The sequence below is a fragment of the Lutibacter sp. HS1-25 genome (genome assembly GCF_004121075.1).
Classification (GTDB): domain Bacteria; phylum Bacteroidota; class Bacteroidia; order Flavobacteriales; family Flavobacteriaceae; genus Lutibacter.
Genome location: NZ_RHLN01000006.1, coordinates 1 through 21811 on the forward strand (window position 1 = coordinate 1; position 21811 = coordinate 21811).

General features: G+C 32.4%; 19 protein-coding genes, 1 pseudogene and 1 riboswitch. Of the genes and pseudogenes, 14 read left to right on the top strand and 6 right to left on the bottom strand.

Translation table 11 applies throughout. The features are described from left to right. Together EC396_RS03770 and feoB (EC396_RS18260) are read left to right on the top strand one after the other, a co-directional pair. The coding region (locus EC396_RS03770; RefSeq protein WP_164975200.1) for a FeoA family protein at window positions 1-371 on the top strand (371 nt) is incomplete at its 5' end. Next, window positions 355-2572 (top strand): annotated as a pseudogene (feoB, locus tag EC396_RS18260) (ferrous iron transport protein B). The gene EC396_RS03770 and the pseudogene feoB (EC396_RS18260), both read left to right, overlap by 17 nt. Before the next feature lie 98 nt (window positions 2573-2670). On the opposite strand, the gene EC396_RS03785 reads toward feoB (EC396_RS18260), so the two are convergent. The 4 genes from EC396_RS03785 to EC396_RS03805 all read right to left on the bottom strand — a co-directional run bounded on the left by EC396_RS03785 (window position 2671) and on the right by EC396_RS03805 (window position 6824). Further along, complete coding sequence (locus EC396_RS03785; protein ID WP_129365376.1) at window positions 2671-3522, bottom strand: heparin lyase I family protein; 852 nt, start codon at window positions 3520-3522, stop codon at window positions 2671-2673. 216 nt (window positions 3523-3738) lie between these two features. Next, the gene (gene feoB, locus EC396_RS03795; RefSeq protein ID WP_129365378.1) at window positions 3739-5847 is read right to left on the bottom strand and encodes a ferrous iron transport protein B; all 2109 of its coding nucleotides are present in this window, start codon (window positions 5845-5847) and stop codon (window positions 3739-3741) included. 3 nt (window positions 5848-5850) lie between these two features. Next, window positions 5851-6078, bottom strand: coding sequence for a FeoA family protein (locus EC396_RS03800; protein WP_129365379.1), 228 nt, complete (start codon window positions 6076-6078; stop codon window positions 5851-5853). A gap of 71 nt (window positions 6079-6149) precedes the next feature. Continuing rightward, window positions 6150-6824 carry an SCO family protein gene (locus tag EC396_RS03805; protein WP_129365380.1) on the bottom strand — a complete coding sequence of 225 codons (675 nt, stop codon included), beginning with the start codon at window positions 6822-6824 and terminating at the stop codon, window positions 6150-6152. Window positions 6825-6983: 159 nt separating this feature from the next. Between EC396_RS03805 and rseP the strand changes: the two genes are divergently transcribed. Next, window positions 6984-8297, top strand: coding sequence for an RIP metalloprotease RseP (gene rseP, locus EC396_RS03810; RefSeq protein WP_129365381.1), 1314 nt, complete (start codon window positions 6984-6986; stop codon window positions 8295-8297). 278 nt (window positions 8298-8575) lie between these two features. Here rseP and EC396_RS03815 read toward each other — a convergent pair whose 3' ends face one another. Together EC396_RS03815 and EC396_RS03820 are read right to left on the bottom strand one after the other, a co-directional pair. Further along, window positions 8576-9229, bottom strand: coding sequence for an HD domain-containing protein (locus EC396_RS03815; protein ID WP_129365382.1), 654 nt, complete (start codon window positions 9227-9229; stop codon window positions 8576-8578). A gap of 75 nt (window positions 9230-9304) precedes the next feature. Next, window positions 9305-9715 carry a BrxA/BrxB family bacilliredoxin gene (locus EC396_RS03820; RefSeq protein ID WP_129365383.1) on the bottom strand — a complete coding sequence of 137 codons (411 nt, stop codon included), beginning with the start codon at window positions 9713-9715 and terminating at the stop codon, window positions 9305-9307. A 245-nt stretch (window positions 9716-9960) separates the two neighbouring features. Here EC396_RS03820 and EC396_RS03825 point away from each other — a divergent pair, with 245 nt between their 5' ends. The 11 genes from EC396_RS03825 (at window position 9961) to cbiE (ending at window position 21811) form a co-directional block, all read left to right on the top strand. Next, window positions 9961-10704 carry a TerB family tellurite resistance protein gene (locus tag EC396_RS03825; protein ID WP_129365384.1) on the top strand — a complete coding sequence of 248 codons (744 nt, stop codon included), beginning with the start codon at window positions 9961-9963 and terminating at the stop codon, window positions 10702-10704. A gap of 307 nt (window positions 10705-11011) precedes the next feature. Next, a complete protein-coding gene (locus tag EC396_RS03830; RefSeq protein WP_129365385.1) occupies window positions 11012-12475 on the top strand; it encodes a cobyric acid synthase in 1464 nt (487 codons plus the stop codon). After that, entirely contained in the window at window positions 12468-13481 is a 1014-nt protein-coding gene (locus EC396_RS03835; protein WP_129365386.1) for a histidinol-phosphate transaminase, read from the top strand. The genes EC396_RS03830 and EC396_RS03835 overlap by 8 nt, the downstream gene beginning before the upstream one ends. Beyond that, entirely contained in the window at window positions 13472-14407 is a 936-nt protein-coding gene (gene cbiB / locus EC396_RS03840) for an adenosylcobinamide-phosphate synthase CbiB (protein ID WP_205757905.1), read from the top strand. Before EC396_RS03835 ends, cbiB begins: the two co-directional genes overlap by 10 nt. Then, window positions 14395-14940, top strand: coding sequence for an AAA family ATPase (locus tag EC396_RS03845; RefSeq protein ID WP_129365387.1), 546 nt, complete (start codon window positions 14395-14397; stop codon window positions 14938-14940). Before cbiB ends, EC396_RS03845 begins: the two co-directional genes overlap by 13 nt. Before the next feature lie 48 nt (window positions 14941-14988). Then, window positions 14989-15191: riboswitch (cobalamin riboswitch) on the top strand. Between the two features lie 199 nt (window positions 15192-15390). Then, complete coding sequence (gene cobA / locus EC396_RS03850; RefSeq protein WP_129365388.1) at window positions 15391-16935, top strand: uroporphyrinogen-III C-methyltransferase; 1545 nt, start codon at window positions 15391-15393, stop codon at window positions 16933-16935. Between the two features lie 4 nt (window positions 16936-16939). After that, window positions 16940-17872 (top strand): sirohydrochlorin chelatase, encoded by a 933-nt coding sequence (locus tag EC396_RS03855; protein ID WP_129365389.1) that lies wholly within the window; start codon window positions 16940-16942, stop codon window positions 17870-17872. Window positions 17873-17892: 20 nt separating this feature from the next. Next, window positions 17893-18597: a precorrin-2 C(20)-methyltransferase gene (cobI, locus tag EC396_RS03860; protein WP_129365390.1), complete on the top strand. Its 705-nt coding sequence runs from the start codon at window positions 17893-17895 to the stop codon at window positions 18595-18597. Continuing rightward, window positions 18594-19970 carry a precorrin-3B C(17)-methyltransferase gene (gene cobJ, locus EC396_RS03865; protein ID WP_129365391.1) on the top strand — a complete coding sequence of 459 codons (1377 nt, stop codon included), beginning with the start codon at window positions 18594-18596 and terminating at the stop codon, window positions 19968-19970. Before cobI ends, cobJ begins: the two co-directional genes overlap by 4 nt. 3 nt (window positions 19971-19973) lie before the next feature. Then, the gene (gene bluB / locus EC396_RS03870; protein WP_129365392.1) at window positions 19974-20612 is read left to right on the top strand and encodes a 5,6-dimethylbenzimidazole synthase; all 639 of its coding nucleotides are present in this window, start codon (window positions 19974-19976) and stop codon (window positions 20610-20612) included. Window positions 20613-20614: 2 nt separating this feature from the next. Further along, the gene (cbiE, locus tag EC396_RS03875) at window positions 20615-21811 is read left to right on the top strand and encodes a precorrin-6y C5,15-methyltransferase (decarboxylating) subunit CbiE (protein ID WP_129365393.1); all 1197 of its coding nucleotides are present in this window, start codon (window positions 20615-20617) and stop codon (window positions 21809-21811) included.

The following is a 21811-nucleotide window of genomic DNA, read 5'->3' on the forward strand; positions in this document are numbered from 1 at the left end:
ATAACGAAAAGAGAGTTGTTTTTCATTCGGAAGGTGAAGAATATGTTTTGGCTCCTATTGTTGCAAACAATATTACCATTACCGAATTGCTAAAGGAAGAATTTTCAGAAGAAAAAAGCTTTAGATTGTCTAATTTAAAAAATGGAGAAGAAGCCAAAATAATAGGTATTTCAAGAGAATGCAGGGGCGAAATTAGAAGAAGATTACTAGATCTAGGTTTTGTAATAAACACCAAAATAACGGTAGATTTAACAAGCCCTATGAACAACCCCAGAGCTTATTTGGTGAGAGATACTTCTATTGCCATTAGAAATGAGCAAGCAAAATTTATATTAATCGAAAAAATAAAAACCCATGCAAAAAGCCACTAAAAGCGCTTGCGAAACCTGCGATTTAAACGCAAATGCAAGTCTAAAAAAAATGGGTATTAATACAGAAAATACCGATTATGTAATTGCCTTGGCTGGCAACCCAAACACTGGAAAAAGCACTGTTTTTAATGCCTTAACTGGTTTAAAACAGCACACAGGAAACTGGCCAGGTAAAACAGTTACACGTGCCGAAGGTGGTTTTGGTTATAATGATAAAAAATTTAAAATAGTAGATTTACCAGGTACTTACTCATTACTTTCCACTTCACAAGACGAAGAAGTTGCACGTAATTTTATTTTATTTGGAAAACCTGATGTTACCGTAATTGTAGTTGATGCCAGCCGATTGGAACGCAATTTAAACTTGGTTTTACAAATTTTAGAAATAACAGACAAGGCTGTTTTATGTTTGAATTTGATGGACGAAGCAAAACGTTTGGATATTGATATTGACGACAGAGCCTTGGCGCGTGATTTAGGAATTCCTGTTATACCTGCAAGTGCCAGATCAAAAGAAGGAATACCTGAATTGATTAAAACTATCAATCAAGTTGCAAATGGCGAAATTAAATGCAAGCCACATAGAATTAAAAATGTTCCTCAAAGCATAGAAAATGCTTTGAACAAATTGAGCAAAGAAATTGAAAAAGAATATCCATCCATACCAAACAGCAGGTGGATTGCTTTGCGATTGTTAGATGGTGATGAACGAATTATAGAAGCCGTTAAATCGGGTGAATTTATAACAGAATAACACTTGAATTTCAAACAAAAGAGAATACAAATTCATGGATAAAAACAACATATTAAATACAAGTAATGATTTGCGATGGCAAATTGGCGAAGGTTTTCACGATAAATTAACCGAAGCCATTTATGCTGACGCATCAACCATTGCCCAAAATGCTGTTACCAAAAAAGGTGATGTAAAAAAATTTAGATTCGATAAAAGTCTGGACAAAATTGTAACTAGCAAAACTTGGGGATTTCCAATAATGATTTTAATTCTATCAGTAGTTTTATGGCTTACCATTATTGGCGCAAATTACCCTTCAGGGTTGCTCGCGCAATTATTGTTAGACAATGTTCACCCTTGGCTTAAAAACTTAGCGAATCTGGCGGGTTTTCCTTGGTGGCTAAGCGGTTTTTTAATAGATGGTGTTTATTTGGCATTGGCTTGGGTTATAGCTGTAATGCTTCCTCCAATGGCTATATTTTTCCCTTTATTTACCCTGCTTGAAGATTTTGGTTATTTACCTCGTGTTGCTTTTAATTTAGATTCTTTATTTAAAAAATCTGGTGCCCATGGCAAACAGGCCTTAACTATGAGTATGGGATTTGGTTGTAATGCAGCAGGTGTAGTTGCAACACGAATTATAGACAGTCCGCGTGAACGATTGATTGCTATAATTACAAATAATTTTTCACTTTGTAACGGACGCTGGCCTACACAAATATTGATAGCTTCCATTTTTATTGGTGCCTTGGCTCCAGCTGGTTTTTCAGGAGCTTTATCAACCTTATCTGTAATTGCTATAGCGCTTTTAGGTATATTTTTCACATTTACGGTTTCATTATTTTTATCAAAAACCTTGTTAAAAGGCGAAGTATCTTCGTTCACATTAGAACTACCACCTTATCGTCCGCCAGATTTTTGGAAAACAATGTACACTTCACTAATAGACAGAACCTTGATTGTTTTATGGAGAGCCTGTGTTTTTGCTGCGCCTGCCGGAGCGGTTATTTGGCTAATTTCTAACATCACTATTGGAGATGCAACCATAGCTCATTGGATGATTGATCATTTAAATGGTTTTGGATTTATACTTGGTCTAAACGGTGTAATATTATTGGCTTATATAGTTGCTATACCTGCTAACGAAATTGTAATACCAACAGTACTTATGTTAACTGTTATGACTGCATCTATTGCTGGTGTTGGCGCAGGAAATGGTGTTATGTTTGAGCTAGATTCTGTTACTACAACAGGCGAAATTTTAAGGGCTGGTGGCTGGACGTTGCTTACCGCAGTTAACTTAATGTTGTTTAGCTTGTTACACAACCCATGCAGCACAACTATCTATACCATTTACAAAGAAACAAAAAGTGTAAAATGGACAGTTATTGCAAGTATTTTACCTTTAATACTTGGCTTTGTAGTTTGTTTTGTGATTGCACAGGTTTGGAGAATAATTTTTTAAAATCAAAGGACAGAATTATCAATTGTCAATTGATAATTGATAATTCTAATATTTGATATTAAACCTTTGCTATTTAATTAACTTTTCAGCTAAAAAAATCAATTTTCTAGTTCTTTAATACTGAAATCTGCAAAAAGTACAGCTTCATCTCTTAAATTATCGGCATCTTTTAAACTACGGTAAATACCCCATTTTGGACGCAAGAAATCAGCATCTGTTTTCCAGGTTCTAATATTGGAATTGCTATAGGAAAACAATTCTTTATTGGTACTTACATTTTTAATTGAAATAGCATATTGCCCAACTTCTTTTTCACCAAAAACAATGGTTTCAGTTACCTCAACCCAAACACCTTTAAACGGCGTTAGGTCTGTTTTTTTAATGGTTGATTGCTCGGCAAACTCGGCATATCGCAATTCTAAAATATCGGGTGCACCTTTGCGAACACTCAACGTAATTAATGGCATACTTTCTTCAGAACCACCAACAGCTTTTACCTGATGGATATGCGTAAAACCTTTTGAAGCCTGAAAATTAGCATCGAGTTTAAATTTCCAATTATAAACAACTTTTTCATTTTTTACAGCCAAGGTATTATCAGGAGAATTGCTATATGTTTTAATCTCGTTTCGTTGTCTATCATCTTTTTTACACTTATTGTTGTCGGGTGTTTTATGCATAAAAAAACGAAATACATTTTTTTTAAGTGATGCATCAAAAACCTCATCAATATGCCTTCCAAAACTCTCATGACTGCAATCTGGAGCTTCAATAGCTTCATAATTTGGTGCTAAAACCGAGTTGATTAATTCGTATGTTTCGCCTGCACCATCGGCTACTAAAACAACTTCAGAAAGTACTTTATCTTTTTTAACTTCCGCAGGAAATTTAAAAGCAAACACTGTTAAAAGTCCAAATATTAAAAGTCCGATATTCAATTTTGATTTCATAAAAAAAGCTTATTACAATAATAAATTATCACATCATAAATGCGCATAAATATATTATTAAAATTTTATAAAAACGGGGAAATATTATTTTTGAAAAAGATATTTAACAGCTGCAATCTGAGCTACAATTGCCTTTCTTTTTAGATTTAAAAAAATATTTTTTAACTAAAAATCCAACTGCAAATAAAAGTGATATGTAAACTAAAATTTCTTGCATTAGCTTAAAATTGTAAATGTTATAGTGGCAACAATATATGCCAAAGCAGACATTCCTGTTAATTGTAAAATAGGCCATTTCCAACTTTTGGTTTCACGTTTTACAATTGCTAAAGTACCAATACATTGCATTGCAAATGCGTAAAATAACAACAACGACATACCCGATGCAAAATTAAATCGTTTCTCTCCTGTTGCAGGGTTAATCTCGGCAGCCATTCGCTGTTTTATAGTTCCTGTATCTTCACCATCACTTTCTACACTGTAAATGGTAGCCAAAGCACCAACAAAAACTTCGCGTGCAGCAAAAGAGCTAATTAAAGCAATTCCAATTTTCCAGTCGTACCCCATTGGAGCAATTACAGGTTCAATGGTTTTACCCATATAACCAATGTATGAATTTTGCAATTTATAAGAAGCTACCTTTTTTTGAAGTTCCCCTTCAGACAAACCAGTATTGTCTTGCTGAGTCAATACTATTTGTTCAGCATTTTTAAAAGTTTCAGGGCCATTTGAAGCCAAAAACCACAATACAATAGACAATGCTAAAATAATTTTTCCTGCACCTAAAATAAAGGCTTTAGTTTTTTCAACAACTTCATAAAAAACATTTTTAAATGAAGGTAATTTATAGTTAGGCATTTCAATAACAAACAAACTTCTGTTATCTATTTTAAGTACCTTATTTAATAATATTGCTGAAGAAATTGCAGCTGCAAAACCTAAAAAGTAAAGCGCCAATAGCGTTAATCCCTGCAAGTTAAAAATTCCCATAACACGCTGATTAGGAATTATCAACGCAATTAATATAGCGTAAACAGGCAACCTTGCCGAACAAGTGGTAAACGGCACAACTAAAATAGTAATTAACCTTTCTTTCCAGTTATTGATATTTCGAGAAGCCATAATGGCTGGGATCGCACAAGCAGTACCAGAAACCAACGGAATAATACTTTTTCCACTCATTCCAAAACGGCGCATAATTTTATCCATTAAAAAAACCACACGACTCATATAGCCCGTTTCTTCAAGTATGGCAATAAATAAAAACAAGATGGCAATTTGAGGTATAAAAATAACAACACCACCAATTCCCGGAATCAAACCTTCAGCAATTAAATTGGTAAAAACACCCGGAGGCAAATTGCTTTTTGCCATATCGCTTAAGTTAGCAAACAAACCATCTATTAAATCCATTGGCACACTTGCCCATTCAAAAATAGAATTAAAAATAAGGAGCAAAACACCCACAAAAATAACATAACCAAATATTTTATGCGTTAAAACCCTGTCGAGTTTAGCCCTTAAATCTGTGGCTTTAGATGCATCTACCTTGTATGCTTTTTTTAAGATTTCATTTATTTTTTGATATCTAAAAACCGTTTCTTTATGCTGATATTTTTTAATTTTTTCGGAAGCAGGATTAAAAAAAGCAATATTTTTTTGCTGCTCTTCTGATAAAAAATGAATGTATTGTTGCTGAGTTATTAACAACCATGGTTTGTAAGTAGATTCTTCAGAAAAAACAGTTTTTATTTCACTAAAAAAATCAGGATCAATTTTATCAAGAAAATTAGAAACAGGCTCTGTGTTCCAATTTTTGTAATTTTCAATCTCTTTTTTCAAATTTTCAATACCTGAACTTTTTCGGGCACTTATAAGTACAATTTCCGATTTTAATTCGGCCTTTAATACTTCAAGATCCATAGAAATTCCTTTTCTTTCCATTTGATCGGCCATATTAACAACCAAAAGTGTTGGTATTTTTAAATCTTTAATTTGAGAAAATATAAGTAAGTTTCGTTTTAAATTTTCAACTTCAGCTACTACAACTACCAAATCTGGATAGGACTCTCCACTTGAATTTAGCAGGGTTTCTAAAACAATGGTTTCGTCTAAAGTTTGAGGATTGATGCTGTAAGTTCCTGGTAAATCAACAACTTCAGCAGTTAAAGTTTCTGAAATTTTACACTTACCGTGTTTTTTATCAACGGTAATTCCTGGGTAATTACCAACTTTTTGCTTTAAACCCGTAAGTTCATTAAATAATGAAGTTTTTCCGGTGTTAGGGTTTCCCACTAACGCAACTTTAACAACATTATTTTTCATGCACTACAGCTTTGTTATGTTAATTTGATTGGCCATTTCTTTTCTTATGGCTAAATGACTACCGTTTACTTTGATATATAACGGATCTTTAAGAGGTGCAATTTGAATTAAACGGACTTCTTTACCCGGTAAACAGCCCATTTCTAGTAAACATAACGGAATTAAATCTAAAGAGAAATCTTCTATGATGCCACTTTCGCCTATTTGTAAACTTCCAATTGTATCTCCCATTATTAAGAATAATTATAAATAATGAGCAAATATACTAAATTAGAACGATTCTAAACAATGATAATTGTCATTTATTTAGAATCATTCTTAAGTAGCTTTATATCTAAAATTAAGCGTTCAATATCTTCAGGATTGGTACCATCATAAAAACCTCTAATCTGTTTTTTCTTATCAACCAGCACAAAATTTTCAGTATGCACAAAATCCTGCAAGCCGCCATCACCGTCTTCTAAAACAGCAAAATAGCTTTTTCTAGAGAGTTTATAAATGTGTTTTTTATCGCCTGTAGTAATATTCCATTTGGCATCAATTACGCCTTTTTCATCAGCATAAGCACGCAATACAGCAACACTATCTATATCAGGAGTTACAGAATGTGATAAAAACATTACTTCATCATCATCTAAAAAAGCTTCCTGTAATTTCCCCATATTGTTGGTCATAACTGGGCAAATTGTATTGCATCTTGTAAAGAAAAAATCGGCTACATAAATTTTACCTTCATAATTGGCTTGCGTTATGGTATCGCCATTTTGGTTGATTAATTTAAAATCTGAAACCTTGTGGTTGCTTCTAATATGCGAAATACTTTCATCAACCAACTTTGGGTTTACATCAGCCGGATTATAAATTGGTAATTTTTTATCGGGAGTTAACATCGCATAAATGGCGTAAATCATAATTACTGAAAACACGCCCATAATTGCCAAAGTAGGAATTGATTTTTTGAAGAATTTTAAATCCATTTTTAGTTATAAAATTAAGATACAAATTTATAACAATTAGTTATTAAGGTTACTTAACAACTCTAAAACTTTGTTAAAAGGGCGTGAACTTTATTTTTAGGTTTTTTCAACTGTATATAAAACCGTACATTTGTGCGATTTTATTTTGAAAAAACACATATGGAAATATTAATAAAGGCATCACAATTTATTTTAAGTCTCTCATTTTTAATTGTTTTGCACGAATTAGGACACTTTATTCCTGCTAAATTATTTAAAACACGTGTAGAAAAATTCTACCTATTTTTTGACTATAAATTTTCGTTACTTAAAAAGAAAATTGGAGAAACTGAATACGGTATTGGTTGGATTCCGCTTGGTGGGTACGTAAAAATCTCAGGTATGATTGACGAAAGTATGGATACCGAGCAAATGAAACAACCAGCGCAACCTTGGGAATTTAGATCTAAACCAGCTTGGCAACGTTTAATTATTATGCTTGGTGGTGTTACTGTTAATTTTATTTTAGGTATTGTTATTTACATCATGATTGTTTTTGTTTGGGGTGTAGATTATGTAGCTCCTAACGATGTAAAAAATGGATTTGCTGTTCATGAATTGTTTGAACAATACGGATTTAAAGATGGTGACAAAATCACAAAATTTAATGGTGTAGAACCTGAAAATGTGTTGGATATAAACAAACATTTATTTTTAAGAGGTTTAACTTCATTAGAAGTTATGCATGAAGACGGCAATACTGAAACCATTTCAATTCCTGAAAATATTGGAAGCATTATGTGGGAAAATGGTGTAATGGAACCTTTTTCTGCCAGATCACTTCCTGTGATTGATACTGTAATAGTTGGATCTCCTGCTGAAAAAGCTGGACTTTTAAAAGGCGATAAAATTATTGCTGTAAATAACAATACTGCCAACTATTGGCAAGATTTTACAAATATGATTAAACAATCTGAAGATGCTATTGACATTACTTTTGAAAGAAATGGTGTTGCTGAAAATATTACAATTACACCTGATGAAAATAAAACAATAGGTGTATCAAACTTTAGACAAAGCGATTTAAACATTCAACATAAAGATTATACGTTTTTAGAAAGTATTCCTGTAGGAAATACTTTAGCAATATGGACTTTAAAAGATTATATTACACAGTTTAAATATGTATTTACTAAAAAAGGAGCTACAAGTATTGGTGGTTTTATAGCCATTGGAAATATTTTTCCTGCAACCTGGAGTTGGGAAGCCTTTTGGAGCATTACGGCATTTTTATCTATTATGCTTGGTTTTATGAACTTATTACCAATACCAGCCTTAGATGGTGGTCATGTAGTTTTTACTTTATTTGAAATGATTACAGGTAGAAAACCTAACGATAAATTTTTAGAATACGCACAAGTTGCTGGATTCATCCTTTTAATCGCATTGCTTTTATTAGCCAATGGAAACGATATTGTGAAGTTGTTTTCATAAACAACTAGATTTTTATTTAATTAAAACTCTGAACGAAAGTTCGGAGTTTTTTTTTGTTCCCCCTACCCCCAAAAGGGGAAATTGTAAAATAGCTATAAGCAATAATTGTAAATTTAAAAAATATTAAAAACTGAGAATTCGAAACTGAAAAAACACCTCCTTTATGTGATTTCTCTCTATCGTTCGAAATAACAATTTTGATATTTACAATAGCTTTTACCAAACCACACAATGATACAGACAATACTGTAAACTGCAACTGTAAACTGAGAACTTACTTACTTACTTCCCTCCCATTCACCGTAAAATTGCTTTAAAAAATTCTCCATAAATTGGTGTCGTTCTTTGGCAATTTCTTTACCTGTTTGGGTATTCATTTTGTCTTTTAGCAACAATAACTTTTCGTAAAAATGATTGATTGTTGGCGCGGTAGCATTTTTATATTCTTCCTTGGTTTGATTTAATTTCGGTGGTATTTCAGGATCATAAAGGGATCTGTTTTTAAAGCCTCCGTAATTAAAACAACGTGCAATACCAATGGCACCAATAGCATCCAATCGGTCTGCATCTTGGATAACATCTAATTCTGGTGAAGTAAATTTTTGCTCAAAATTACCACCTTTGTACGAAATATTTGAAATAATATTTTCAATATGAACAATCACGCTTTCATCAACTTGCTCACTTTCTAAAAAATTTCGAGCTACTTTTGGACCAATACTTTCATCGCCATTGTGAAATTTAGAATCGGCAATATCGTGCAATAGCGCACCCAATTCAACAATAAATAAATCCACTTTTTCACTATTGGCTATTAATTTGGCATTGTTCCAAACTCGTAAAATATGAAACCAGTCGTGACCGCCTTCAGCATTTTTTAAACTTGTTTTTACAAAATTCTCGGTATTGTAAATAATTTGTTTTTTATTCATTTTTTAAAAATAAAAAATCCATTCAAAATAGAATGGATTTTAAGTTTAATAATTTTAAAACGCGATTTGTTATTATTAACAAAACTCTTCGTAAGCACCTGCTAAATTTGAAGCAATTACTTCCGCAGGTCTTCCTTCAATATGGTGACGCTCTAACATATGCACTAAAACACCGTCTTTAAACAATGCAATAGCTGGTGATGATGGAGGAAACGGAATCATAAATTCACGCGCTTTTTCAACTGCTTCTTTATCTACTCCTGCAAATACAGTTACCAAATTAGTTGGTGTTTTATCAAATTGTAATGAAACTACTGCTCCTGGACGTGCAGTACCTGCTGCGCAACCACAAACCGAATTTACTACAACCAATGTTGTTCCTTCTTTTTGCAATGCTGTTTCAACCTCTTGTGCTGTGTGTAATGATGTAAAACCTGCACTTTCTAATTCTTGTTGCATTGGTTTTACTATTTCTAATGGATACATATTATCTTTATTTTTTTAGTTAGACGTAATTATTTTACAAACCTACATAATTTTTTTCGTTTTAATTTTGTTGACAATTATAAAAAAGACTTAAAATAAACTCTTTTAACGCAATTTAAATTCACCTTTCTACCTGTATACCAAACAGTTATTATAATTTTGTAGTTTTTTTAACATACCTAAAAACCAAAATATTGGAGTATTTTACCAATTAAACATATCTTTGACGCTTTTAAATAAAGGAAATGGGGAATTTTATTAAATGGATTGGAGCCGGATTGGGATTTACACTTGGTGGTCCAATTGGAAGTATTTTAGGGTTTGTAGTTGGTAATTTTATTGATGGTTTTACAAGTAGCGATATTGAAACAGCCAAGACTTTTACAAGCTCAAGTAGCAATCCGCAATCTGGTGATTTTGAAATAAGCTTACTGTTACTTTCTGCAGTAGTTATTAAAGCTGATGGTCAGGTTAATGAAAAAGAGTTAAACTATGTTAGAGAACATTTTAAAAGAATGTATGGTGAAGAAAGAGCCAGTCATGCTTTTAAGCTTTTTAATGGTTTTACAAAAAACAACAACATATCTACACAACAAGTTTGCCTTCAAATTAGACAAAATTTATCTCACGCATCTCGTTTACAATTAATTCATTATTTATTTGGAATTGCACAAGTTGACGGCAATGTTTCAGAATCTGAATTTAATACCATAAAAACAATTGCTGGTTATTTAAATGTAAGTCAGTACGATTTTGAATCCATCAAAGCAATGTTTTATAACAGTACAGACAGTGCTTATAAAATTTTAGAAATAGAAAAAACCGCAAGCAATGAAGAATTGAAAGCTGCATACAGAAAAATGGTAAAAAAATACCATCCAGATAAATTACAACATTTAGGCGAAGAACACGTGAAAGGTGCTGAAGAAAAATTTAAACAAGTCCAAAAAGCCTACGAGCAAATTCAAAAAGAAAGAGGAATACAATAAAGTTTCAATTATTTCGTTATATTTGTAGACAGACTTTTAAGAAACACTTCAATTAAAAAATATAGGGTTATTTAAAAAAGTTGAACAAAATATTTAACCCCAAATTAGTAAGAAGGGCGCCTCTGTTAGAGGCGCTTTTTGTTTTTAAAATTACTTCAACCCAATTAATTACCCTAAGTTTTGGCAAATTTAAAAGCATCAAACAAAAAGCATCTAAAATAATTATTAAGATGAATTTACCTTAAAAGACTTACAATTATATTTTATTCATTTGTATATTTGGCTTTTTATTTTGAAAAAAAAAGCAATGAAAAAAAGTCCCATAATGTTTGTTGGTACAGGTTCCGACGTAGGTAAAAGTATAATAACCGCAGGAATTTGTCGGATTTTAAAACAAGACGGCTACCATCCAGCGCCTTTTAAAGCACAAAACATGTCGTTAAACAGTTTTGTAACTCCTGAAGGTTTAGAAATTGGAAGAGCACAAGCGGTTCAGGCAGAAGCTTGCGGCATTGCTTGTAAAAGCAGTATGAATCCTGTTTTATTAAAACCTACTTCACAAAAATCGGCTCAAATAGTTTTACACGGCAAGCCAGTTGGCAACCAAACTGCAAGCGATTATTTTTTGGGAAACAACAGAAATAATTTATTTAAAGAATGCCAAAATGCTTTTGATTCTTTAGCCAAAGAGTACCATCCTATTGTAATGGAAGGCGCAGGAAGCATCTCCGAATTAAACTTAAAACACAGAGATATTGTAAATATGAGAATGGCAAAATATGCCAATGCTTGTGTTTATTTAATTGCAGATATTGACAAAGGTGGTGTTTTTGCAAGTGTTTACGGAACCATTCAATTGCTCGAAAAATGGGAACGAGACCTTATTAAAGGTATTATTATCAATAAATTTAGAGGTGATATTAATTTATTTGAAACTGGCAAAACCAAAATTGAAGAACTTACCGGTATTCCTGTAATTGGCGTTGTACCTTATGCTACTGATATTTATATTGAAGATGAAGATTCCGTAGCTTTAAGTCAGAAAAAGGAATTGGCAGCTCATGAAAAAATAAATATTGCAGTTGTATTGCTACCTCATATTTCAAATTACACCGATTTCAATTTATTGGAGCGTGATGATCGAGTTCATTTATTTTATTCAAAAAATGCAGAAGAAATTGAAAAAGCCGATATTATTATGTTGCCAGGAACTAAAAACACCATGGCCGATTTACAATTTTTGCGTGTAAGTGGTATTGCAAAATCTGTTTTAAAAGCCTTTGACACTCATAAAAAAGTAATCGGAATTTGTGGCGGTTACCAAATGATGGGCGAAGAAGTTTGCGATCCTTTTGGTGTTGAAAGCGATGCTTTAACCATTCCGGGCTTGGGTTTACTTCCTATAAAAACAACGTTAGCCGAAGAAAAAACAACCATTCAACAAGAATTTAAGTTTAAAAATTTTGAAGAAAAATGTACGGGTTATGAAATTCATATGGGCGCTTCCATTACAAATAAACCTTCGCCATTACTTCAAATTAATGATCAAAAAGAAGGTTATTTGTTGAACGAAAATTGTTGGGGATCTTATATGCACGGTATTTTTGACAATCAGGTGGTGATAGACGATTTGTTGGGAAGCATCTCTAAAAATGAAATAAAAAGCTACAAAGAATTTAAAGAAGAAAACTTTGATAAATTGGCTAACTTGTTAAGAGAATGCCTTGATATTGAAAAAATATATTCACAAATAACATTGGCAAATGATTAATGGGCACGGTGATGATTTACATCAATTTAATTGTGAAATAAAATACAATTTTAGTTCAAATGTGTATTACAAGGGTTGTTCGCCTTTGTTATTAAAAGAACTGGAAAATAAAGTTTTTAAAATTCAAAATTACCCTTCTCCTGCTGCTGAAGAATTAAATATTTTGGCTGCCAATTATTTTAATTTAGATAAAAATCAATTTTTATTTTCCAACGGAGCCACCGAAGCATTTTATTTAATTGCACAATGTTTTCAAGATAAAAAAGCAATAATTGTTGGACCAACTTTTGCTGAATATGAAGATGCTTGTAAAATCAACAAATTAGCACATCGTTTTATTTCAAAAGAAGAAATTTTTAATACCAACTTTGAAAATAACCTGGTTTTTATCTGCAATCCTAACAATCCTGATGGTAGTATTTTAAGTCTAAATGAAATAGAAAAGTTGCTAAAATCTTTTCCGCAAGCACAATTTATTATTGATGAAGCTTATTACGAATTTACAAATGCCACCAAGCCTGCAATACCTTTAATCAATAAATATTCAAATATTGCCATTGTACGTTCGTTAACAAAAACTTTTGCAATGCCTGGTTTAAGGCTGGGTTATGTAATTTCAAATTCAACATTCATCAATAATTTATTACAGTTAAAAATGCCTTGGAGCGTCAATAGCTTGGCAATTGCTTCGGGTGAATTTATTTTCAACAATTACAAAACATTGTCTTTTAATATTGATGAATTATTACAAGAAACCGCAGTTTTTAAAGCGCAAATAAATAGCATCAATTATTTGAAAGTTGTGAATGGTTTTACCACCTATTTTTTAGTTGAACTTCAAAAAGGAACAGCTTCACAACTAAAAAAATATTTAATTGAACAGCATCAAATTTTAGTGCGTGATGCCACTAATTTTACAGGCTTAAAAGGCCAATTTATTCGTGTTTCCGTTCAACATTCAACAGCAAATATCCAATTAATTAAAGCACTAAAAGCGTGGAATTAGCGTTTGTTTACATACTGGTTATTGGCTTTTTATTAGATTTAATATTTGGAGATCCCAAATGGTTACCGCATTTAATTGTTGGCTACGGAAACTTAATTTCAAAAGGCGAAAATTTATTAAATAAAGGAAATTATCAATTTATCAAAGGCGCATTTTTAACAATTACATTGGTTGGCAGTGCCTTTTTTATGCCTTTTTTTATCATAAAACAATTGCAAATCAATCATTTATATATTGTTGAAGTTGTTTTTTCTATTCTTATGTTATTTTACTGTTTGGCTAATAAAACCTTGGTTGTTGAAGGCAAAGCGGTATTCAATACGCTTCAAAATGAAGGGTTAGAAGCTGGCAGAAAAAGGTTATCATGGATTGTTGGTAGAGATACTTCAAAATTAAATGAGCAGCAAATTAGAATTGCCACTTTAGAAACCATGTCTGAAAATTTAAGTGATGGCATTATTGCGCCGTTGTTTTATTTTGTTTGTTTTGGAGTGCCTGGAATTATGGCATATAAAATGATCAATACGCTCGATTCAATGATTGGTTATAAAAATGAGCGTTACGAACAATTTGGCAAGTTTGCAGCTATTTTAGATGATGTTGCCAATTTTATTCCATCACGACTTACAGCGATTTTAATTTTATTGGTTTCATTTAAATTAAACGGAATTTTAGTTGTTTTTAAAGAAGGAAAAAAACACAGTAGTCCAAACGCAGGTTATCCAGAAGCTGCCTTGGCTTATGTGCTAGATTGCAAGTTTGGAGGTCCAAATTTTTACGGTGGTAAAATTTATAAAAAACCATACATTGGCACAAATAACAGAACCATTGAGCATATAGAAATTAACAAAGTTGCAAACATCAATTACGCATCAAGTATGGTATTTGTAGCTGTTTCAATAGTTGTTTTTTTATGGTTGAAATAAATAAAAAATTTATTATTTCGGGTCCACCAGGTTCTGGAAAATCGACTTTAATAAGTGCTTTGGAGGCAACAGGAATTGAATGTTTAAAAGAAGTTTCTCGTGATGTTATTATTGCTGAACAAAATTCAGGAAGCGACGGAATGCCTTGGGAAAATATGGAACGTTTTGCAAAATTGGTATTTGATGAAACTTTGATTCGATTTCAAAAACAACCCAAAAGCTTAATTTGCGATAGAAGTTTAATTGATACCATGGCTTATTTAGAATTTGCCAACAAACCCATATTTGATGAATTAAAAAACTTCGATTTTACTCCGTATTATCACCGTACTGTATTTTTTGCATTGCCGTGGTCTCATATTTATGTAAAGGATCCTCAAAGACCTGAACCTTTTGAACATCAATGGTCATTGTCCAATAAATTGATAGCTTACTACAAAAATCACAACTTCAATATTGTGTATTTGCCTTTTACTTCAATAGCATCTAGGGTTGATTTTATCATCAATAATTTAAAAGACATTTACTTTTAAATTAAGATAATTTAATATTTTATTTTAGGATTAGATGGTATTAATAATTACATTTACGCCGCTTTTGGTTTCTTAAATCTTTTTTTAGAAATAAGAAATTAAAAAGGGAATCTCGTGTAAATCGAGAACTGTACCCGCAGCTGTAAGCTCTAAAAAAGCTTTTAACAATTGTGTCACTGTTAATTTAATTAATGGGAAGGCCGTTAAAAGTAGAGTAAGTCAGAAAACCTACCAAAATGCAATTAAAATATATACTAAACTTTCGGGAGTAAAAGTTAAAGTGTTCGATAACTGCCTTTTCGGGTATTATTCTAACTCTTTGTTGCTACTCTCTAGTGAACAAAAGTAGGATGAAAATTATAAAAAAAATTGTGAAAATAATTACTACTCCACCAAAAGTAGTAGTTAAAACCGTTGTTATTGCTAACACTTTTTTAATACCTGTTATCAATGACTAAAAAAGTTGCCATTGTTGGTTTGGGTTGGTTGGGTGAATCGTTGGCAGTTTCACTACTCAAAAAAGGATACACTGTTTCAGGAAGTTCGGCTTCATTAGAAAATGTTTTAACGCTTTCAAAACATCCGTTTTATGTTGGTAAAATTCAGTTACTAACAACTAAAATTGTTGGAGATTGGGATACTTTTATTTACGAAGCAGATTATTTAATTGTAAATATTCCACCAAAAAGGATTGATCGTATTGAAGAAATTTATTTAAATCAAATCAGTCAGATTACCAAAAACACTTCAAAAAATACAAAAGTAATATTTGTAAGTTCCACAGCGGTATATGGCGCAAGAGCAACGGATATTACAGAATTAGATGAACCTTTACCAACCAAAGTTTCGGGAGTTGCTGTTTTAAATGCCGAAAATGAAATCAAGCGTCATTTTGGTAAAAACGCTACTATATTAAGGCTGGCTGGTTTAATTGGACCCGACAGGCATCCTGGGAAGTTTTTAGCAGGAAAAAGAGTATTGAAAAATGCCGAATCACAGGTGAATTTAATTCATAGAGAAGATTGCATTGGTTTAATTGAGGCAATTATTGAAAAGGATTTCTTTGGCGGAATTATAAACGGTTGCGCATCAAAACATCCTAAAAGAGCCGATTATTATAAAAATGCAGCAGCGTTTTTAAACTTGGATCAACCTATTTTTGAAAATTCAGAAATTACTTCAGAGAAAAAAATTATAGACAATTCAAAATCAAAAAGAGCATTGAATTACACCTATAAATTTGATGATCCTGAAGAAATTTTTAAAGTAAATACTGGTAAAATTTCAATTATTGGCGGTGGTCCAGGCGATTTAAAATTACTGACAGTTAAAGCCTTAGAATTAATTGAAGAAGCCGAAATTATTTTACACGACAATTTAATTAGCAGCGAAATATTGGCCATTAACACTACTGCTGAAAAAATATATGTTGGTCGAAAATTTGGAGATCGTCATTGCCAAATGGAACGCCAAGATACCATCAACCTATTATTTAAAAAATACTTTCAACAAGGTAAAAAGGTTGTCCGCATAAAATCTGGAGATCCTTATATTTATGGAAGAGCTGGTGAAGAAGCTCGTTATTTAACAAAAGAAAAAATTCCGTTTACAGTTGTTCCGGGTATTTCTGCGGCGTTGGCAGCAGCAAGCAATTTCAACATTCCTATAACAGAACGAAAAAAATCAAATGCAGTATTAATTTGTACCGCACACACCGCCGACTATTCATTTGAACAATTAAAATGCATTGCCGAGTTGCTAAAAGCAGGTAATTCTTTGGCCTTGTATATGGGTTTAAAAAGTTTAGACAAACTAATTCCAAAATTAATTGAAGTTACAGGCGACCCAACAATTCCAATCAACGCCATTTCAAACGTATCAAGTTCAAATGAAATTTTGTTAACCTCAACTTTAGCAACTATAGAACAGGATATTAAAAATTGCCCATTACCAATGCCTGTGGTGTTTTTAATAGGTATTGAACCAATTATTTAAGCTTATGAAAAAAGGAATTTTATTATGCGGCCACGGTAGCAGAACAAAATCGGGTACCGACGCTTTTAAAGGAATGGTTGATATTTTGAAAAAAAGATATGCCGATTATGAAGTCGATTACGGTTTTTTAGAATTTAACCATCCGCTGTATGAAGCTTCGGTGGAGCGAATGTATGAAAAAGGAATTAGAGAAATTTATGCATTGCCTATTATTTTATTCGCAGGTTCTCACGCAAAAAACGACATTCCGTACGAGTTAAACACATTGCAATCGTACCATTCAGATTTAACCATAAAAATGGGTAAACATTTGGGTGTTAGTACTTTTTTATTGGATCTATCTCAAAAAATTTTGCTGGAAAAAGAACAAGAATTACCAACAATTCCAAGAAAAGAAACTGCATTAATAGTTGTTGGAAGAGGCACCACAGATCCCGATGCAAATTCAGATGTACATAAATTATGCAGTATGCTTTGGGAAGGAATGGGTTTTGGATTTGCAACTGTTGGCTATAGCGGAACTGCCTATCCAAGCGTAAAAGAATCGTTAGAATTTGTTGAAAAACTAGGATTTAAGCGAACCTATGTGATTCCGTTTTTCTTTTTTACAGGCATTTTACTCGAACGCATTTACAAAACGGTTGAAGATTTCAATAAAAATTCAACCAATAAATACATTTCAACAAAAGCATTTGGAAGTGACGAGTTGGTTTTAAAAGCTTTTGACGAACGTTTAGATGAAGCCATAAATGGTACAGGTAATATGAATTGCCAAGTATGTAAATACCGTAAGCAAATTGTAGGTTTTGAACAGGAACAAGGTAAAGAGCAAATTGGACATCACTTAAATGTAAAAGGAATTTTATTTGAAGAAGATGAAAAAGTAGGCGAGAAAAAAAGTATTTCGAAAAAAATTAAAAATATTTTGGGGATTTAACTTCAAAAGCACAAAATAAAATGAAAAAGAAAGCAATTATTTATGGCGTTTCATTAGGACCAGGTGATCCCGATTTAATTACACTCAAAGGACTCAAAATTTTACAGGAAGCTGACAAAATTTACTATCCGGGTTCTTTGTTTAAAAGCGGTTTAAAATCAAGTTATTCGCTTAGTATTTTAGAACATTATAAATTAGATACAACCAAATTTGAAGGGTTTTATTTAGAAATGGATTTAACAAGGGTTAAAGTAAATGAATTGTACGATTTAACTTTTGAAAAAATTATTGAAGATTACAATAAAGACCTAAAAATAGCCATTGTTAGCGAAGGCGATGTAAACACTTTTAGCTCATTTTCATACTTGTTAGAAAAAATTAAAAAAGAAAATTTCAACGTAAAATTAATACCAGGAATTACATCTTTTGCATTGGCGGCTGCTGAAAATCTTGCGCCTTTATGTTTGCAAAATGAAAAGCTAATTATTTTGCCAAGAGTACAAACCGAAACAGAATTAGAGGAGGCTTTAACGCACTTTAATACCGTTGTTTTAATGAAAATTAAAACGGTTATGAATGTAATTAATAACGTGCTTTCAAAAGGAAATTATTCCATTTATTATTCTGAAAAATTAGGAACAACACATCAATTTATCACTTCTAATTTGGAAGAAATTAACAAAAGAGACATTCCGTATTTCTCTTTAATAACCATAAAAAAATGAAAATTACAGTAGCAGGTCTTGGACCAGGAGATAAAAATTACATGCTGCCTTTGGTAAAAAACGCGTTGGCTTTGGCTGATGTTGTTATTGGGTACGATTATTATTTTCAATTTGGAAAAGAATTTTTTAAAAAAGACGCAGAGTTGATTTCTATGCCTTTAGGAATGGAAGAAGCACGCGCCGAAAAAGCCATTGAAAAAGCAAAAGAAAATAAATACGTTGTTGTAATTGGATCGGGCGATGCCAGTATTTACTCCATGGCAGCCATTGTTTACGAAATGGTTGCAAAACAAGATATTGAAAACCTTGAATTGGAAACCTTGCCGGGCATTTCAGCATTTTTAGCTTCAGGAAGTAAATTAGGTGCTCCACTTGGTCACGATTTTTGTTGTATTTCATTGTCCGATTTAATGACACCTTGGAATGTTATTGAAAAAAGAATTAAAGCTGCTGCTATGGGCGATTTTGTAACCAGTTTGTACAACCCAAAAAGTATCAAGAGACATTGGCAATTGGGTAGGTTGCAAAAAATATTTTTAGAAGAAAGAAGTGCTTCAACACCCGTTGCAATTGTAAAGCAAGTTACGCGTCCAGATGAAAACATTAAAATTACTACGCTTGGCGAATTCAACCCTGAAGATGTAGATATGTTTAGTTTGGTTATGATTGGCAATTCGCAAACATTTCAATTTAAAAACTATTTGGTAACGCCTCGTGGTTACTTAAATAGAAAGCCACATACTGGAAAAGAAATTCAGCAAGAAAGCTTTAGAATTGTGACCAATCATATCAAAGATTTAAAGTGTAAAAATCAAGATAAATGGGCAATCACACGTGTAATTCACACAACAGGTGTTTTAGACGATCATCAGTTTTATAAATCTACTGAAAATGCAATTTCAAACGTACATAATTTCCTTAAAAACGGTGGTGAAATTATTACCGATGTTACCATGGTAAAAGCTGGTATTACCAAGGCTTTTAGTGCACAATTTGGTACAAATATTCATTGTTATTTAAACGATGAAGATGTACAGGAATTAGCCATAAAAGAAAACATTACACGTTCTCAGGCAGGAATTAGAAAAGCCATTGAATTGCATCCAAACGCCTTGTACGTAGTTGGAAATGCACCAACGGCTTTGATGGAAATTACAGATGAACTTAGAAATAATACCCATTTTAAACCTGCTTGCGTAATTGGAGCGCCCGTAGGTTTTGTAAATGTAATTGAATCTAAAGAGCAATTGTCACAGGTAAAAAATACCGATTGGGTACTTATTGAAGGAAACAGAGGTGGTAGCAATGTGGCGGCAGCAATTGTAAATGCGGCTTATACTTTAGAAGAGGCTTCAACTTATTTTGAAGTTTAAACAATGGATAAATTTACTTCAAAAGACATCGCAACCTTAGAAAACATCATTCTTTCCAGAAGAGATGTTCGTGGTAATAGATTTATTGATAAAGATATTTCAGAAGAAGATCTTGAAAAAATATTGTTTGCAGGTATTAATGCGCCTTCTGTTGGATTTTCACAACCTTGGGAATTTGTGGTAGTAAAAGATACTGCCATTCGAACTAAAATTAAGCAAAGTTTTATTGAAGAAAATGATAAAGCGGCTAAATTATTTGAAGGTAAAAAAGGTGATGCTTACACCCTATTGAAATTAGAAGGCATTTCAGAAGCTGCTTTAAATATCGCTGTATTCTACAAACCAGAAGCGCATCCAGTTTTAGGACAAACGTCTATGAAAGAGGCTGGTGTTTTTAGCGTGGTTTGTGCCATTCAAAATATGTGGTTAATGGCAAGAGCTTTGGGTGTTGGACTTGGTTGGGTTAGTATTTTGGACCCTAACAAAGTGAAAAGCATTTTAAATGCACCAGGCAACCGACAATTAATTGGCTATTTGTGTTTAGGACACGTAGATTTTTTTTATGAAAATCCTGAGTTGGAGAAATTAAAATGGGAAAAAAGAAAAACCATTGAAGAAGTTTTAATTTACAATCACTATTAACAATGAGTCAAAGACAACAAATCGAATTTTATTTGGTGGGAATTGGCAATCATTCCACACCAATTATAAATGATGAAGTTTTGTTATTCATACAAAATACCAAGGTTTTTTCTGGCGGAAAAAGACATTACGAATTGGTAAAATCCATGTTACCTGTAAACCATATTTGGATTGAAATTTCTGGACGTATGGATATGGTTCTTCAAAAGTATGGTGAAACTAAAAAGCCAATTGTAATATTTGCTTCCGGTGACCCTTTCTTTTACGGTTTTGGAAACACATTAAAACGCTATATGCCAGATGCTAAAATGGAATCTTTCCCGTATTTCAACAGTATTCAGCGTTTGTGTCAAAAAACAAAAACAGATTATAGTTTGTTGCGATCGGTTTCTGTTCACGGCAGAGATTGGGCTGCATTGAATCAGGCTTTAATAAACCAAGAACCTTTGATTGGAGTTTTAACCGATAACAAAAAAACACCCGCAGCCATTGCAGCACGTTTGTTAAAATATGGTTTTGACAATTATCAAATTACAGTTGGTGAAGAACTTGATGGCGATAATGAGCAAATTAACACCTACAATTTATCGGAGTGTAAATGGTTAAAACACCAAGATCTAAACTGTGTTTTGTTACAAAGAAAGTTTGTTAAAAATAGTGCTTTTGGAATTTCTGATGATGAATTTATTCCACTTCCAAACAGGGCAAATATGATTACCAAAATGCCTATTCGATTAAGTACTTTAAACGCTTTGCAATTAAAAAATACGGCTGTTTTTTGGGATATTGGGGCGTGTACAGGTTCTGTAGCTATTGAAGCAAAAAAACAATTTCCGCATTTAAACATTACCGCTTTTGAAAAAAGAGAGGAATGCGGCGCCATTATTCAACAAAATAAAGAGCGTTTTTCAACCCCGGGAATTAACGTGGTTATAGATGATTTTTTTAATTTAAACTTAACTGATTTCCCAACGCCAGATGTTGTTTTTATTGGTGGTCACGGAAATAGATTGAAAGAAATGATTCACACTATCTACCAGTTAAATCCTTCAACAAGATTTGTAACAAACGCCGTAAAAGAAACCACGAGTTCAACTTTTATAAATGAGTTAACAAAACTTAATTACACTGTAAATAGTACCAATATTCAGGTAAACGAACACAATAAAATTACAATTCACGCTGCTGTGAAAAATTAG